The organism is Ferrovibrio sp. GW821-FHT12F09, assembly GCF_058806775.1.
In genome coordinates this window covers 1034474-1049842 of sequence record NZ_JBXAPZ010000001.1, presented here as the reverse complement: position 1 = coordinate 1049842, position 15369 = coordinate 1034474, and the positions used below count along the sequence as shown (strand labels likewise).

General features: G+C 63.7%; 14 protein-coding genes and 1 riboswitch. Of the genes, 6 read left to right on the top strand and 8 right to left on the bottom strand.

The window, feature by feature from the left end:
- The first annotated feature begins 41 nt into the window (after positions 1-41).
- Together AC1ROB_RS05415 and AC1ROB_RS05410 are read left to right on the top strand one after the other, a co-directional pair.
- On the top strand, positions 42-1475 hold the full coding sequence (locus AC1ROB_RS05415; RefSeq protein ID WP_492973330.1) for a DHA2 family efflux MFS transporter permease subunit: 1434 nt from the start codon (positions 42-44) through the stop codon (positions 1473-1475).
- Between the two features lie 3 nt (positions 1476-1478).
- The gene (locus AC1ROB_RS05410) at positions 1479-2282 is read left to right on the top strand and encodes a hypothetical protein (RefSeq protein ID WP_492973331.1); all 804 of its coding nucleotides are present in this window, start codon (positions 1479-1481) and stop codon (positions 2280-2282) included.
- On the opposite strand, the gene AC1ROB_RS05405 is transcribed toward AC1ROB_RS05410, so the two are convergent.
- Complete coding sequence (locus AC1ROB_RS05405; RefSeq protein WP_492973332.1) at positions 2279-3022, bottom strand: SDR family oxidoreductase; 744 nt, start codon at positions 3020-3022, stop codon at positions 2279-2281. The genes AC1ROB_RS05410 and AC1ROB_RS05405 overlap by 4 nt on opposite strands.
- Before the next feature lie 109 nt (positions 3023-3131).
- Between AC1ROB_RS05405 and AC1ROB_RS05400 the strand changes: the two genes are divergently transcribed.
- Together AC1ROB_RS05400 and AC1ROB_RS05395 are read left to right on the top strand one after the other, a co-directional pair.
- Positions 3132-4046 (top strand): LysR family transcriptional regulator, encoded by a 915-nt coding sequence (locus AC1ROB_RS05400; protein ID WP_492973333.1) that lies wholly within the window; start codon positions 3132-3134, stop codon positions 4044-4046.
- A 102-nt stretch (positions 4047-4148) separates the two neighbouring features.
- On the top strand, positions 4149-5303 hold the full coding sequence (locus AC1ROB_RS05395) for an aminotransferase (RefSeq protein ID WP_492973334.1): 1155 nt from the start codon (positions 4149-4151) through the stop codon (positions 5301-5303).
- A gap of 51 nt (positions 5304-5354) precedes the next feature.
- Here the strand turns inward: AC1ROB_RS05395 and AC1ROB_RS05390 are convergent, their stop codons facing one another.
- The 5 genes from AC1ROB_RS05390 to AC1ROB_RS05370 form a co-directional block, all read right to left on the bottom strand.
- Positions 5355-5867, bottom strand: coding sequence for a 6,7-dimethyl-8-ribityllumazine synthase (locus AC1ROB_RS05390; protein ID WP_492973335.1), 513 nt, complete (start codon positions 5865-5867; stop codon positions 5355-5357).
- A 100-nt stretch (positions 5868-5967) separates the two neighbouring features.
- Positions 5968-6128, bottom strand: a riboswitch (FMN riboswitch).
- A gap of 103 nt (positions 6129-6231) precedes the next feature.
- Complete coding sequence (locus AC1ROB_RS05385) at positions 6232-7344, bottom strand: NADH:flavin oxidoreductase/NADH oxidase (RefSeq protein ID WP_492973336.1); 1113 nt, start codon at positions 7342-7344, stop codon at positions 6232-6234.
- 60 nt (positions 7345-7404) lie between these two features.
- Positions 7405-8031, bottom strand: coding sequence for a TIGR02466 family protein (locus AC1ROB_RS05380; protein ID WP_492973337.1), 627 nt, complete (start codon positions 8029-8031; stop codon positions 7405-7407).
- A complete protein-coding gene (locus tag AC1ROB_RS05375; protein WP_492973338.1) occupies positions 8031-9470 on the bottom strand; it encodes a glutamine synthetase family protein in 1440 nt (479 codons plus the stop codon). Before AC1ROB_RS05375 ends, AC1ROB_RS05380 begins: the two co-directional genes overlap by 1 nt.
- Positions 9471-9529: 59 nt before the next feature.
- Positions 9530-10861, bottom strand: coding sequence for an aromatic ring-hydroxylating dioxygenase subunit alpha (locus tag AC1ROB_RS05370; RefSeq protein WP_492973339.1), 1332 nt, complete (start codon positions 10859-10861; stop codon positions 9530-9532).
- Between the two features lie 114 nt (positions 10862-10975).
- On the opposite strand from AC1ROB_RS05370, the gene AC1ROB_RS05365 reads away from it, so the two are divergent.
- A complete protein-coding gene (locus tag AC1ROB_RS05365) occupies positions 10976-11764 on the top strand; it encodes an IclR family transcriptional regulator domain-containing protein (protein ID WP_492973340.1) in 789 nt (262 codons plus the stop codon).
- Here the strand turns inward: AC1ROB_RS05365 and AC1ROB_RS05360 are convergent.
- Together AC1ROB_RS05360 and AC1ROB_RS05355 are read right to left on the bottom strand one after the other, a co-directional pair.
- Positions 11761-12255 carry an aromatic-ring-hydroxylating dioxygenase subunit beta gene (locus tag AC1ROB_RS05360; protein WP_492973341.1) on the bottom strand — a complete coding sequence of 165 codons (495 nt, stop codon included), beginning with the start codon at positions 12253-12255 and terminating at the stop codon, positions 11761-11763. The genes AC1ROB_RS05365 and AC1ROB_RS05360 overlap by 4 nt on opposite strands.
- Positions 12256-12257: 2 nt before the next feature.
- Complete coding sequence (locus AC1ROB_RS05355) at positions 12258-13535, bottom strand: aromatic ring-hydroxylating dioxygenase subunit alpha (protein WP_492973342.1); 1278 nt, start codon at positions 13533-13535, stop codon at positions 12258-12260.
- Positions 13536-13678: 143 nt separating this feature from the next.
- Here AC1ROB_RS05355 and AC1ROB_RS05350 point away from each other — a divergent pair, with 143 nt between their 5' ends.
- Positions 13679-15349, top strand: coding sequence for a long-chain fatty acid--CoA ligase (locus AC1ROB_RS05350; RefSeq protein WP_492973343.1), 1671 nt, complete (start codon positions 13679-13681; stop codon positions 15347-15349).
- Positions 15350-15369 lie beyond the last annotated feature (20 nt).

Here is a 15369-nt window from a genome sequence, read left to right as displayed (position 1 = left end):
TGTCGCTGCCGATTCACCCCTCCCGCCCCGCATCCGTCCTTATGCTGATTCCGCTGATCGTCGCCTGCGCGCTGTTCATGGAGAACCTGGATTCCAGCGTGCTCGCCACCGCGCTGCCCAGCATCGCGGCATCGCTTGGCGAGAGTCCGCTCAAACTCAACCTGGCGATCACCTCCTATCTTTTCAGCCTCGCGGTCTTCATCCCGGTCAGCGGCTGGGTCGCCGACCGCTTCGGCGCCCGCACCGTCTTCCGCCTCGCCATCCTGGTCTTCACCATCGGGTCTTTGCTCTGCGGTCTGGCCGACAGTTTCTGGACCCTGGTCGGTGCCCGCGTGCTGCAGGGCCTGGGCGGTGCCATGATGGTGCCGGTCGGGCGCCTGGTGATGCTGCGCTCGATTCCGAAATCCGAACTGGTGCGCGCGATTGCCTGGCTGACCGTGCCGGCCTTGATCGGCCCGGTGATCGGCCCACCGCTCGGCGGCTTCCTCACCACCTACCTGTCCTGGCGCTGGATTTTCTGGATCAACCTGCCCATCGGCATCCTCGGCATGGTGTTGGTGACGCTCTACATCCCCAATGTGCGCGAGAAGAGCGTGCCGCCGCTCGACTGGCGCGGCTTCCTGCTGTCGGCTATCGGTCTCTGCGGTCTGGTCTTCGGCTTCGAGACCATCGGCCGCGACCTGCTGCCCAACGGCGTCGTCATCGGCCTTCTGGTCATTGGTGCGCTGGGCATCGGCTTCTATATCCGTCATGCTCGCCGCCATCCGCATCCGGTGATCGACCTCAAGCTGCTCAAGGTGCCAACCTTCCGGCTCGGCATGATCGGTGCCTTCCTCTTTCGCATCGGCGTCGGCGCCCTGCCCTTCCTGCTGCCGCTGATGTTGCAGCTCGGCTTCGGTCTCTCCGCATTCGAGTCCGGCATGATCACCTTTGCTTCGGCTGCCGGCGCGCTGACCATGAAGATGGCGGCTGGCCCGATCCTGCGCCGCATCGGTTTCCGCCGTGTGCTGATCGGCAATGCCATCCTGAGCGGCGGCTTCATCCTGATCTGCGGTTTCTTCCGCCCGGATACGCCGCATATGCTGATCCTTGGCCTGTTGCTGCTCGGCGGTTTTTTCCGCTCGCTGCAGTTCACCGCCAGCAACACGCTCACCATTGCCGACATCGACAATGAAAGGATGAGCCGCGCCACCAGCTTCACGTCGATGATGCAGCAGCTCTCGCTTTCGGCTGGTGTCGCCGTCGGCGCCATGGTGCTGCATGCCACGGTGGCCTGGAGCGGCGGCATGGACCAGATCACCGCCACCAGCTTCACCCCGGCCTTCCTCACTGTCGGCCTCACGGCGATGCTGGCGGCCTTTGCCTTCCTGCGCCTGCCGGCCGATGCCGGTTCGGAGGTCAGCGGTCATCGCCTGGTGGCGCCGACCCAGCGCCTCAGCCAGGGCACGCCGCCGATGCCGGGCGACAAGCCTTAGATCATGGACAGCCTGGATTTCACCCTTCTGGCCATTGCCGCACGCGGCCTGGCCACGGCCGGATTCGTCGGCGGCGTGGTTGCGCTGATGGAGCGCAGCTCGCCCTTCATCGGCGGCATTGTCCTGGCGCTGCCCATTGTCACCGCGCCGGCCTATTTCTTCCTGATCCTGCATGAGCCTGCCGGCTTCGTGCCGCAGGCCGCGCTTGGCAGCCTCGCCACCATCGGCGCCGTGCTGCTGTTCCTGGTGGCGGTGATCGCGCTGCTGCCTCGCGTAACGATGCCGCTGGCGCTGCTGGGTGGCCTGGGCCTCTGGTTCGCCACCGGACTGCTGATCCGCGCACTCCCCGCGGCCTTGCCGCTGTCGCTGGCCGTGCTGATTGTCTGCGGCATCATCGCCTGGCTGGCCGGACGGCGTGTGCCGATGACAGCGCCTGCGGCACGCAGCCGTTCGCCGTTTTACGAGATCGTGCTGCGTGGGGCAGCCGCCGGCTGCCTGGTCGCCGTGCTGAGCGGCGTGGCGCATCTGCTGGGCCCGAAAGTGGCCGGTATCTTCGCCTCTTTCCCGGTAGCCTTGCTGGCGGTGTGCTGGTTCCTGCCGCGCCGCCTGAATCGCGCCGGCATCCGCGCCGGACTGCGCGCCACCCAGATCGGTATGGCCAGTCATATCCCGTTTTTCTGCAGCCTGACGCTGCTCGGACCGCAGATCGGTCTGATGCCGGCCTTCATCGCCGGCCTCATCGGTTCGCTGGCGGTTGCGGTGGCGCTGGCGCTGCTGCGCCAGCGCCACCTGGATAAATCGGCCTAGACCACACCGCCATTGGCGCGCAGCACCTGGCCGTTGACCCAGCCACCGGGGCCGGCAAGGAAGGCAACCGTATTGGCGATGTCGTCCGGCTGACCCAGCCGTTCCAGCGGCGCCATGCGGGCCAGTTGCGCCACGCGTTCCTCGCTCTTACCGGTGAAGAACAGTTCGGTCGCCACCGGACCCGGCGCCACCGTATTGACGGTGATATGGCGGCCGCGCAGTTCCTGCGCGAGGAATGCGCTCAACGTTTCGACAGCGGCCTTGGTCGCCGCATAGGGGCCGTAGCCCGGCAGCCGCAGGCCGATCACACTGGAGGACAGAGTAATGATACGGCCGCCATCGCGCAGGCGTTTTGCCGCCTCGCGCAGCACATAGAATGCGCCCTTCACGTTGACGTTGAGCAGGCGGTCGAACTCTTCATCGGTGGTATCGGCGATCTTCGGCAACGCGCCGTCCATTACACCGGCATTGGCGACCACAATATCGACGCCGCTGAAGGCCTGCTCGGCCGCATCGAACAGCCCGCAGATAGCCGTCGGGTCGGACACATCGGCTTTTACAGCGATGGCACGACCGCCCGCATCGGCGATCTTCGCCACCAGCGCCTCGGCGTCGGCCGCGCGGCTGGCGTAATTGATCACCACGGCATGGCCCTGGGCAGCCAGGGTTTCGGCGATGGCGGCGCCGATACCGCGCGAGGCACCGGTGACGAGGGCGACCTTGAGGGGGGAAGCGGTCATGAATGAGCTCCTGAAACGATGGGGAAGACGCCCTTTCATATGCCTTTGGAATATTTGGAATAAATATGTATTTATTGCCATTATTATTCAAAGTATATAAACAATAGCCATGGATCGCCTGGATGCCATGCGCCTTTACACCCGGATCGTCGAGCTGGGCAGTTTCACGGCTGCCGCCGAGGATCAACAGCTACCGCGCGCCACAGTCACCCATGCGATCAAGCAACTGGAAGCCCGGCTGAATGTGCGGCTGCTGGAGCGCACCACCCGCAGCGTGCGCACCACGCTAGACGGCGAAGCCTATTATCAGCGCTGCCTGCGCCTGCTGGCCGATGTGGACGAGACCGAGGCGGTGTTCAGCCAGACGGCGGCCAATCCGCGCGGCGTGCTGCGCGCCGCCCTACAGGGCACGCTGGCGCGGGCCTTCATCCTGCCGGCACTGCCCGACTTCTTCGCCTGCTATCCCGATATCCGGCTTGAACTCGGTTTCGGTGACCGCCCGGTGGATCTGGTCCGCGAGGGCGTGGACTGCGCCGTGCGCAGCGGCCCGCTGCCTGATTCCAGTCTGGTTGCGCGCCGCATCGTTACGCTGGAGCAGGTGACTATCGCCAGTGCCACCTATCTTGAACGCCATGGCGAGCCGCAGCGGCCTGAAGACCTTCACAACGGCCATCACGCCGTCAGCTATATGTCGATGGTGAGCGGTCGTCATGAGTCGCTGGATTTCACCATCGACGGCGAAAACCGCGAATTCATGCTGCCCAACATGCTGGCCGTGAATGACGCCGATGCCTATATCGCCGCCTGCCGCGCCGGGCTCGGCATCATCCAGGTGCCGCGCTATCACATCCTGGACGAACTGGCCGCCGGCAGCCTGCGCGAAATCCTCGCGCCGTGGCGGCTGCCGCCGATGCAGGTGGCTGTGGTCTATCCGGCGCATCGCCAACTGTCGCCGCGCCTGCGCGTGTTTGTCGATTTCCTGGCCGAACTCTTCCGCAAGGCCGAGGCACAGGGCCGGCTTTAACACCCGTTTTAACCCGGCAGCCCTGTTGCGCCACGGGCCGTCATGCTAAGCCAGCCACGCCTTATGATGGCGATTTCACGCGACTTTACCGGACTTTCCGTCATGAACCCGATCTTCGCCGACGCGCCCACCACCATCTTCGAGACCATGTCGCGGCTGGCCATACAGCACAGCGCAATCAACCTCGGCCAGGGCTTCCCCGACGATCCCGGCCCCGAGGATGTGCGGCAGAAAGCCGCCGATGCGGTGATGACCGGCTGGAACCAGTATCCGCCGATGATGGGCCTGCCCGAGCTGCGCCAAGCCGTCGCCGCGCATTACAAGCGCTTCCACCAGCTCGACCTCGACTGGCAGTCGGAAGTGATGATCACGTCGGGCGCCACCGAGGCCCTGGCCGGCGCCCTGATGGCGCTGATCGAGCCGGGCGACGAAGTGGTGCTGTTCCAGCCACTGTACGATGCCTATCTGCCGCTGGTGCTGCGGGCCGGCGGCGTGCCGAAATTCGTGACCCTGCGTCCGCCGCACTGGCGCCTGGACGAAGCCTCATTGCAGGCGGTGTTTTCTCCGAAGACCAAGGCGGTGATTTTCAACAACCCGCTCAATCCGACCGCCACGGTCTTCCCGCGCGAGGATCTGGAACTGCTTGGCCGCTATCTGGTGAAATACAATGCGATAGCGATTTGCGATGAGGTCTGGGAGCATGTGCTGTTCGACGGCCTGCAACATCAGCCTTTGATGGCACTGCCCGGCCTGCGCGAGCGCTGCGTCAAGATCGGCTCGGCCGGCAAGATCTTCTCTCTCACGGGCTGGAAGGTCGGTTTCGTCTGCGCCGCGCCGGCGATCATGAAGGTGCTGGCCAAGGCGCATCAGTACATCACCTTCACCACGCCGCCGAACCTGCAGGCTGCTGTTGCCTATGGCCTGGGCAAGCAGGATGACTATTTCCTCAGCATGCGCCGCGACCTCGCCGCTGCCCGCGACCGCTTCACGGCCGGTCTGACACAAATCGGCCTGACTGTGCTGCCGAGCAAGGCGACCTATTTCCTCAATGTCGACCTTTCGACGGTATCGAACGACATCGACGATGCCGCCTTCTGCCTGCGCATGGTGGAAGAGGCCAAAGTGGCGGCGATCCCGGTCAGCGCCTTCTATGCCGCCGACCATGTGCGCAGCGTGGTGCGCTTCTGCTTCGCCAAGACCTACGACAAGCTGGACGGCGCCGTTGAGCGCCTGGCCGACTTCGTCAAGCGCGGCTGACATTCTAAATGTGTCATGGCCGGGCTTGTCCCGGCCATGACATCGTGGTTGTTAAGCCGCCTTCTGCAGCGCCGTCATATTCCGTAGCGTTGCGGCGCAGGCCTGCGCCACCTCGCGGCCCTTCACCTTGAAATGCTCCTGGAAGAACTGCCGATGCTCGTCATGCTCGTGGAAGTGATGCGGCGTCAGCACGCAACTCAGGACCGGCACTTCGGTTTCGAGCTGCACCTGCATCAGGCCGTCGATCACCGCCGATGACACGAAGTCATGGCGGTAGATGCCGCCATTGACCACGAAGCCGGCGGCAACGATGGCGTGATAGCGGCCGGTCTTGGCCAACAGCTTGGCCTGCAGCGGGATTTCGAACACACCCGGCAGCTCGAAACGATCGATGCTGCCCTGGCGCAGGCCGGCTTTCGCCATCTCGGGGAGGAAGGCCTCCCAGGCATTGTCGACAATGTCGCGATGCCAGCTGGCCTGGACGAAGGCGATGCGCCGGGCCTCGCGGCCGATGCTGTCGAGACGGATATCGGGTGTGGTGGTCTGTTCTAGGCTCTGATTCATGGGGGCGTCCTTTCATGCCTTGCCTGAATCAGGGCGCACGGCAACGGATACACACCGACGCGCACGACAGGAGTCGCACGCGCAAAGGCGCGTTTCCGTGGACCGCTCTCTTCCATCCGGACTGTAACCGTCGGCTTCGGCCTTGCACCGAATCTGCTGGACCCTCATGGCCGAATGGAAGCCACGAGGCGCTCGCGGGCTCGCCTCCAACATCGGAGGCATACCGCCGGTGGGGACTTTCACCCCGCCCTGAGAACGTGGCGCACCGGACCATCCGGTGCGTCAGGATCATGGATAAGACGAAGTCGCCCGGCCGTCCAGCCCGGGATTGCTGCCGTACAAGATTGTCGTGACCGCCGTTACGTCAGCGACCGGCCTTGAGCACGACCTCGCGCGGCGTGTCGGCCCCGCGCACCCGGCCGCGCAGGTATTGCGGGGCGACATGAACGCCGCCGCCGAGCCGGTCGGCCGCGCGCCAGGCCCAATAGGGATCGTTGAGCAGCCCGCGGCCCATCGCCACCAGATCGGCCCGGCCATCCTTCACGATGGCCTCGGCCTGCTCGGGCTCGGTGATTAGGCCGACCGTCATGGTGACGATACCGGTGGCCTGCTTCACGGCCTCGGCGAAATGCACCTGATAACCCGGACCGGTAGCGATCTTCTGCTGCGACGATACACCGCCGGAGCTGACATCGACAAAATCGGCGCCAAGCGCCTTCAGCCGCGCCGCATAGGCAATGGCATCGGCAATCTCGAGACCGGCGCCCGCCACCCAGTCGCTGCCGGTGATCCGCATGCCGAGCGGCTTGTGCGCCGGCCAGACCGCGCGCACCGCTTCAAAAATCTCCAGCGGGAAGCGCATGCGATTTTCCAGGCTGCCGCCGTAAGCATCCGTGCGCGTGTTGGAGACCGGCGAAACAAACTGGTGCAGCAGGTAGCCGTGGGCGCCATGCAGCTCGATCAGATCAACGCCGGCGCGATCGGCGCGCTGTGCGGCGTCGACGAAGTCGCGCTTCACCCGCGCCAAGCCTTCATCATCCAGCGCCTGCGGCACATGCCAGCCCTCGGCCTGCGGCAACGCACTCGGTGCTTCCGTCTGCCAGGCCAGCGGGCCCTGCAGTGCCTGACCGCCGCGCCAAGGCAGATCGGCCGAGGCCTTGCGACCGGCATGGGCCAGCTGGATTCCGAAGGGCGTCGGCCCGAACTGCTTCACATCTGCCGCGATCTCGGCAAGGCGGGCTTCCTGCACGGCATTGTAAAGCCCCAGGCAGCCCGGCGTGATGCGGCCCTGCGCGCTCACATGGGTCGCCTCGGTGATGATAAGGCCGAGACCGGCCGTACCATAACGGCCCAGATGCGTGCGGTGCCAGGTATTCGGCACACCGTCGATGGCGCTGTACTGGCACATCGGCGACAGCACGATGCGGTTGGGCAGCGTCACAGAGCGGAGCTGCAGCGGTTCGAACAGGACTGACATGGGATGTGGTCTTCGAGCTGGTTGCGATGCCCGATCAGGATGGCGCGACGGCCGACCAAATCAAGTCCTGGCAGACCATGCATAGTTGAAACTGACCGAAATACGCTCCTGCACCGTGAAACTGGCCGGCACTTCATGGCGCAGCCAGCTTTCGAACAGCACCACCTGTCCGGCTTTCGCCTTCACGCTGACATGGAGCTGCTCGCGCGGGGGCAGCTCGGCGCGGCGCGGCGGCGCAGCCATGAAGCGATCCAGCCGAGGATCCTCAAATTTGATTGCGGCGGCGCCGCGCGGCACCTGCACATAGTATGTACCGCTGATGAAACTGAGCGGATGCAGATGCAGGCCATGTGTCACCGCACCGGCCATCATGTTGACCCAGCAATCGGTCATCTGCAGCTTGCGGCCGCGCAGATCGTAGCCCAGCGCCACCGCATAGGCCTTCACCTGCGGATTGAGAGCCTTTTCCAGTGCGGCAAAGGTCGACGAGATGCGATGCAACTGATCGTGACTGCCATAGGAGGTATAACCGCCGGGATAATGCTTGGCGCTCCAGCGCTGGCCGGTCTTGTCGGCCAGACGCAGGGAATCGCAGACATCGATCAGGTCGCGATTGAAGCCCTCGATGCCCTTTTTCTTCAGGGCCGTCACTTCGATGCGGGTAGGAAACAGACTGAGCATGGTCATCAGAACAGCTCGAAATATTCGCGATGCTCCCACTCGCTCACTTCGAGCTGGTAGCGGGCGATCTCGGCTTCCTTGATATGGATGAAATAGTCGACGAAGGTGTCGCCGAAACCGGCGCGATAGCAGGCATTATCCTTCAGCGCCCCTAGCGCCGCCTCCAGCGACCGCGGCAGCATCGGCGCCGGCGTCTCATAGGGCGCGTCGGCCGAAGGCGGCGGCGTCAGGCCGCGCTGGATGCCATCCAGGCCGGCGAGCAACTGCGAGCCGAGATAAAGATACGGATTGGCAGCCGGTTCACCCAGCCGGTTCTCGATACGGCTGGCCGGGTCGCCTTTGGCGCCCAGCACGCGACACATCACGCCGCGATTGTCCTTGCCCCAGATGGCGCGGTCGGGCGCCAGCGAATACGGCCGATAGCGGCGATAGGCATTGATGGTGGGCGCGGCAAAGGCGGCCGAGGCCGGCGCCTGGGCCAGCAGGCCGGCGAGGTAATGCTGGCCCAGCGGCGACAGCGGTTCGCCATCCCGCAGCGGGATGAAAGCGTTCTTGCCGATCTTGTGATCGGTCAGCGACTGATGCAGATGCCAGCCGGATGAGAAGATATTCGGCAGCTTCGGCCGGCACATGAAGGTGATGTGATAGCCATGGCGGCGCGCGATCTGCTTGGCCGCCGAGCGGAACAGCACCATGGTATCGGCCGAAGCCATGTTGGTGCCCGGCTGGAAGGTGAATTCACACTGGCTGGGGCCGAACTCGACCTCCAGCGAGCGCAGCGGCAAGCCGAGCGCCTGTACATCCTTGCGCAGGATTTCGTAGAAGTCGTCATACTGGTCGTAACGCTGCTCAGTCAGATACTGGTAGCCCTGGGTAAGCAGGCTGACGCTCGGCGGTGTACCCGGCTGGCCGGCATCTTCTGGCCGCAGGTTTGGATTCTCCAGCTTGAAGACATGGAATTCGACTTCCAGGCCCGCGACATAATCATAGCCGGCCTCGTTCATTTTACGCAGCGCGTTGCGATAGAGCTGCCGCGTGGAGAACGGCACCGGGCGGCCATCGGCGAAATAGAGATCGCAGAGCATCCAGCCGGTATGCGGCGCCCAGGGCAGAACCTTAAACGTGGTCGGATCGGCCACTATCAATACATCGGCCGCACCCTGCATCTCCGGGAGACCGAAACCGCCGCCCTTGGTGAAGACCGGAAACACCGTGCGATGCGAGGTGTCCTTCGCCAGCAGCGTCGTGGTGAAACCGACGCCGCTGCGCATGGCACTGCCAAGCTCCTCGGCCACCACGGTCTTGCCGCGCAGGATGCCATGCTGGTCGGCGAAGGAGAGCCGGATCACACCCAGGCCGCGCTCGGCGACCTCTTTCTCCACGGCCTTGGCTGCGTTCTGCTGCTCCGGCGTCCACAGGCCGTACTGGTCGACAAAACGCTCCACGAAAAATCCCCCGAAAGACGGCCGATCTTATTCCGCAGCCCCGTTACTCAGCAGCCCCGTTACTCAGCGGCCATGGGCGCAGGCGCCTGCCACGGGGCGCCGGCGCGTTTGCGCGCATCGGCCTCGCGCCAGTATGCCTGCCACGTACCCGTCGGGGCAATGCCGTCGATGGTGACAGGGCCGCGAATGGCCCTGGCCGCCGTCGCATCCAGCACCATCAGCGGCGGCTCGTTGCCCGATTCCGCCTGATCGATCGCTTTCATCAGCATCGAGCGATAGTTGATGATCGCCTTGTCGGTGCTGCCCAGATGCTCGCGCGTGCGATCCTGGATCGGCCCCTGGCCTTCGATGGCCCACTGGTCATGCACGTTGATGTCGTTGCCCATGCCGGTATAGGTCTGGGTCTTCTGTTCCAGCGCATCGAAGCCATAGTTGTTGGCCTTGTTCTTGCGCGGGATGTAGTCGGGCAGCGTGTACAGTTCCAGCCGCTGGGCGCGCATCTGCTGCTTGTCGACCGGCGTGGTGAAGCTGGTGAAGATCGCATACCAGTAGCAGTTCACGTCATCGATCGGGATATGCCACTGGGTGATGGTCATCTCAGCCGAGAGCGGAATATTGAAGGCCTGCGGGAACAGCAGGTTGGTGACGCGCACATGGGTGCTGCTGTCGCTGATCTGGCGCAAGGCCGTCAGCCGCATGCCGTAATCGGTACGCTCCACCTCGATTTGCGGGCATTCGAATTCGCGCAGCACCTTGGTCATCGGCATGTCGGAATCCGCCGAATTGGCGCGGAACTGGCGGCCATAATTGCCGTCCGCCTCCTCATCCTCGAAGAAGCGGTGCAGGAAGGAGGCATGAGCGGGATCGATGCCGACTTCCAGCGCCTGCAGCCAGTTGCAGGCAATATGCCCCTTGAAGGCGAAGACATGGCTGTCGGGCGCGACGAAGCAGTCGAGGTCGGAGAAGGCCGGCGGCTCGCCCTCACCCAGATACGCAAACAGGATGCCGCTGCGCAGCACTACGGGATAGCTTTTCTGTTTGATGTGCTGGCAGAGCTTGCTGCCGGCCGGCTCGGCCGGGGTCTGCAGGCACTGACCGGTGACATCGAACAGCCAGCCGTGGAAAGGACAGCGCAGGCCGCCGTCTTCCGGGCGGCCGAAGGCAAGATCGGCACCCCTGTGAGGACAGTCGCGATCCAGCAGGCCGTAGCGGCCTTGTTCATCGCGGAAGAGCACAAAGTCCTGGCCTAGCAGCTTCACCGGCTTCACCGGGCGGATGTCTTCCAGCTCCTCCACCAACGCCACCGGCTGCCAGTAGCGGCGCAGCAGCTTGCCGGCCGGCTGGTCGGCGCCGACGCGGGTCATGCGCATATTCTGCTCGTGCGTGGTCATGGCGGGCATCCCTCGAATTGCCTTGACGGGCCCTCCCACAGGCCCGAAAATGTCCGACTAGCGAACATATGTGCGATTTTAAACCTGTCCGCCGCTAACGGCAACGAGAAAACCATGACCCGCCTGCGTGCCATCGATGCCGAAAAACGCCAGCAAAGCGGTCGCAGCCCGGATTTCCTGGAGGCCCTGGCCCGTGGCATGAGCGTGCTGACAGCCTTCGATGGTAAAAACCCACAGATGTCGCTGAGTGACGTGGCCAAACGCGTCGATCTGCCGCGCGCCACCGTGCGCCGCGCGCTCTACACGCTGGGAGAACTCGGCTATCTGGAAACCGACGGCCGACTGTTCCGCCTGACCCCGCAGGTGCTGCGGCTGGCCGGCGCCTATCTTGGGTCTGCCGGGAATACGGAAGCCTTGCAGACCGCCTGCGATACGCTTTGTCTGCAGCTTGACGAAGCCTGCTCAGCCGCCGTGCTGGATGGCGCCCATGCCGTAATGGTCGCCCATGCCTCGCCGCCGCGCTTTCTCTCCTCCGCGCCCGGCCCCGGCTTCCGCGTGCCGGCTTTCTGCTCGGCTTTGGGCCGCGTGCTGCTGAGCGCGCGCGCCGATGTCGAGATGAAAAGCCTGGGCGTGCAGGCACTGACATCGAAGACCGTCACAGATCCTAAAGAACTGGCGCTGCTGATCCAGAAAGCGGCCAAGGACGGCCATGCGCTGTCGGACCAGGAAGCCGAACTGGGCTTCCGTTCGCTGGCCGTGCCGGTGCGGCGTTTCGATGGCCGCGTGGTGGCGGCGCTCAACATCGGCATCCGCATTGAAAGCGCCAGCCCAAAGCAGATGCGCGACAGTTTCCTGCCGGCACTGCTGTCGGCTGCCGAGGGCCTGAAGGATCGCGTGGTTTAAATCGGGTAGATCAGGGAATTGAGGATCAGCTCGCTGTCGAAGACGCAAACGCGCTCCTTCAGCTTCAACTCACTGCCGACGCGCGTCATCTGGTCGATATACCGGCCCACATTGTAAACCTCGGAAATCGAACCGGGCTTGGTGCGGAAGACGGAGTAATTCGCTGTGGCGCGGATCGTCTGTCCATCGTCACTCAGCACCTGCGCCACGCCGATCACATGGCGCTGATAGTAAGGCGCATGGAACAGGGTGTTGGTGATGCCATAGGCGCGATCGCGCAGCATCGCCTGGCTTTCCAGCGCCATGATACTGAGCGGCAGACCGGCATCGTAATTCTCACGCGGCACGATACGGTAATAGCAGTCTTCGGTGAACAGGCCGACCCAGGCGTCGTAGTCGCCACGGTCCAGAATATCGCCATAGGCGGTATTGAACTGGTCGACCCGGTACTGGGCTTCCAGGATCGACAGAGCGATGGGATTGGGACGCATTGCTAAAGCTCCATCACCTTGCGCCAGTAACCGTACATGCCGCGAATCAGTGTTTCCGTCACCATATGACCGGTCGGCGCCACGCCGCGGCCGTCCAGCTCGCAGATGGTGCTGCCATCGGCGCCTTTCTGGCGGAAGCCATCCTGCGAAAATTCGATCACTTCACCATCGTCAGCTGACACGAATCCGGCGGGGCCGAACAGATTGGCCTGGCGCAGACGCCGCCGCGTCATCTCTTCGGTGTCGTCCTCGAAACCGAAATGGGTCCAGACGAAATCGAAGGCATCGGGCCCTGATGGCACGATATGACGGGTGGACAGCGAATTGACCTGCTGCTGGATGATCACGCTGGGGAACAGCGTGATCATGGTGACCGTCGGACCCTTCCACCAGGACTCCGGCACGACATCCAGAAGGCGCATGTCATTCAGCGCCATGTCTTTCTTGAAGCTGGTGACGCCCTCGGTAACGGCCTTCGCCTCGCCGCCGGCATTGCGCTGGGAAATCATCACCGCGTGGCGGCCTTCGGCGTCCATGACCATGCGCGACTGCTGATCGGCCCGCCACAAGCCAAACGTGACGAACCAGGTGTGCAGGAGACCCGGATGATAAGGATCCTTGATATTCTCCATCATCAGCTTCCAGTTGCCCGGAATACGCTGGCGGCTGGTGCCCAGCAGGGTGAGCTTTCGGCCATCGAAGATGCGGTTGAGCCAGGGCAACACGTCAGGCCCGATATAATCCTCGAAGCTCGGCGCATCCTGATCGAAGCTGGCGAAGACCAAGCCATTATAGGTCTCGACCTTCAGCTTGGATAAGCCATGCTGCTTGAGGTCGAAATCGGCCGGCATGCCGCCCTGGACTTCACCATCGTCCTTCTTCACGCCCTGGCGGAAGGGCAGACCGGCAAGATCGCCATTCAGCTTGTAGGTCCACTGGTGATAGGGGCAGACGAAGCTGCGCGCATTGCCGCGCGGCTTCTGGCAGAACCGCACGCCGCGATGGGCGCAGCGGTTCTCCACGACGTTCAGGCTGCCGTCACGATCCCGCACCACGATCACCGAGCGTTCGCCCACCCAGGAGAGCTTATAATCGCCCGGCTTGGGCAGCTCCGCTTCCAGCGCGACATAGCACCAGTGGCCGCCACCGTGGAAAAACCGCTCGATCTCACGGCGATAGACTGCCTGATCGGTGTAGGCCCAGAACGGAATCCGGCTTGAGCCCGCATCGGTCCATTGCGGCAGACCGTCGGTCGACAGTTGGGGCGAAGCAAAATTCATTTCCGAATCCTCCCGACACGGATTTATTTGCATTTGCAAATACTATCCACCCGGCTCGGCCGAAGGTCAACAAACTTCCCTTGGGGCACAATTGAATCCCGGACCGAAAGGCCGGAGCATGGCTGGCATAACGGAGGAAACCGATGTTCGACCGGCACTATGCCGTCTGGCCCAAGGGCGTGCCCAAGCACCTGACCCTGCCGGCGACCAGCCTGTACGAGAATCTGGAGCTGTCAGCCCGGCGCTATCCGGATAAGACGGCTATCCTCTATTACGGCTCGGCCCTGACCTATGCGCAGCTGAAAGATCAGGTCGACCGCCTCGCCGGCTACCTGGCGCAGCGCTGCGGCATCCAACGCGCCGATCGCGTGCTGCTCTACATGCAGAACAGCCCGCAATATGTGATCGCCTATTACGCCATCCAGCGCCTGACCGCCGTGGTGGTGCCGGTCAATCCGATGAGCAAGACGGAAGAGCTGCGCCATATCGTCCACGATACCGGCGCCACCACCGTGCTCTGCGGCCAGGACATCGCGCCGTTTGCGCAGGCGCTGCTTGGCACCGGTCTGCAGCATGCGGTTGTTGCCGCCTATTCCGATTACGTGACCGCGCCCACCGATCTGGTGCTGCCCGATGTGGTGGCAGCGCCCCGCATGGCAATACACCAGGGCATCCTGTGGCATGACGCACTGGCACAGGACCTGAAAGCCGGCCCACATGTCGCCGCCCCCGAAGACTGGTGCGTGCTGCCCTATTCCTCTGGCACCACAGGCGCACCGAAAGGCTGCCTGCACAGCATCCGCGGCGTGACGGCCACGCTGTTCGGCTCGATCGCCTGGAATCCCGCCTCGCCCGAATCCGTGCAACTGGTCACCCTGCCGCTGTTCCATGTCACCGGCATGCAGAATTCGATGAATGCGCCGATCTTCAATGGCGCCACACTGGTGATGATGACACGCTGGGACCGCAAGGTGGCCGCCGAACTGATCCGGCGCCATCGCGTGACGCACTGGCGCAACATCACCACCATGTGCATCGACTTCCTGTCCGATCCCGAGGCGGCGGCCTGGGACCTCTCGTCGCTGGCCGGGATCGGCGGCGGCGGCGCCCCGATGCCCATGGCCATTGCCGCCAAGCTCAAAGATCTGACCGGACTCGATTACATCGAAGGCTACGGCCTTTCTGAGACCATTGCCGCCACGCATATCAATCCGGTGGGCAACCCGAAGCCGCAATGCCTCGGCATACCCGTCTTCGATGTCGATTCGCGCATCATCGATCCGGACACGCTGGCCGAACTGGGCCCGAACGAGACCGGTGAGATCGTCATCGCCGGCCCGCAGGTTTTCCTCGGCTACTGGAATCGTCCGGAAGAAACCGCACAGGTCTTCTTCGAGCGCGATGGCAAGCGGTTCTTCCGTACCGGTGACCTCGGCTATTACGACGACGAGGGCTTCTTCTTCCTGGTCGACCGGCTGAAACGCATGATCAACGCCTCAGGCTACAAGGTCTGGCCCACCGAGATCGAAGCCATGATGTATGCTCATCCGGATATCCGCGAGGTCTGCATCATTGCGACCGGCGATCCACGCCGTGGCGAAACGGTCAAAGCCGTGATCGTGCCGAAGGAAAACGCCGGGACCATGACCCCGGACAGCGTCCAGGCCTGGTGCCGCGAGCGCATGGCTGCCTACAAGGTACCGCGCGTGGTGACCTTCGCCGACAGCCTGCCGAAATCGGCCACCGGCAAGATCATGTGGCGGGTGCTGCAGGACCAGGAACGCGCGACCGCCAAGCCCGACGCCGCCGACTGACCCATTTATCCGATCGAACC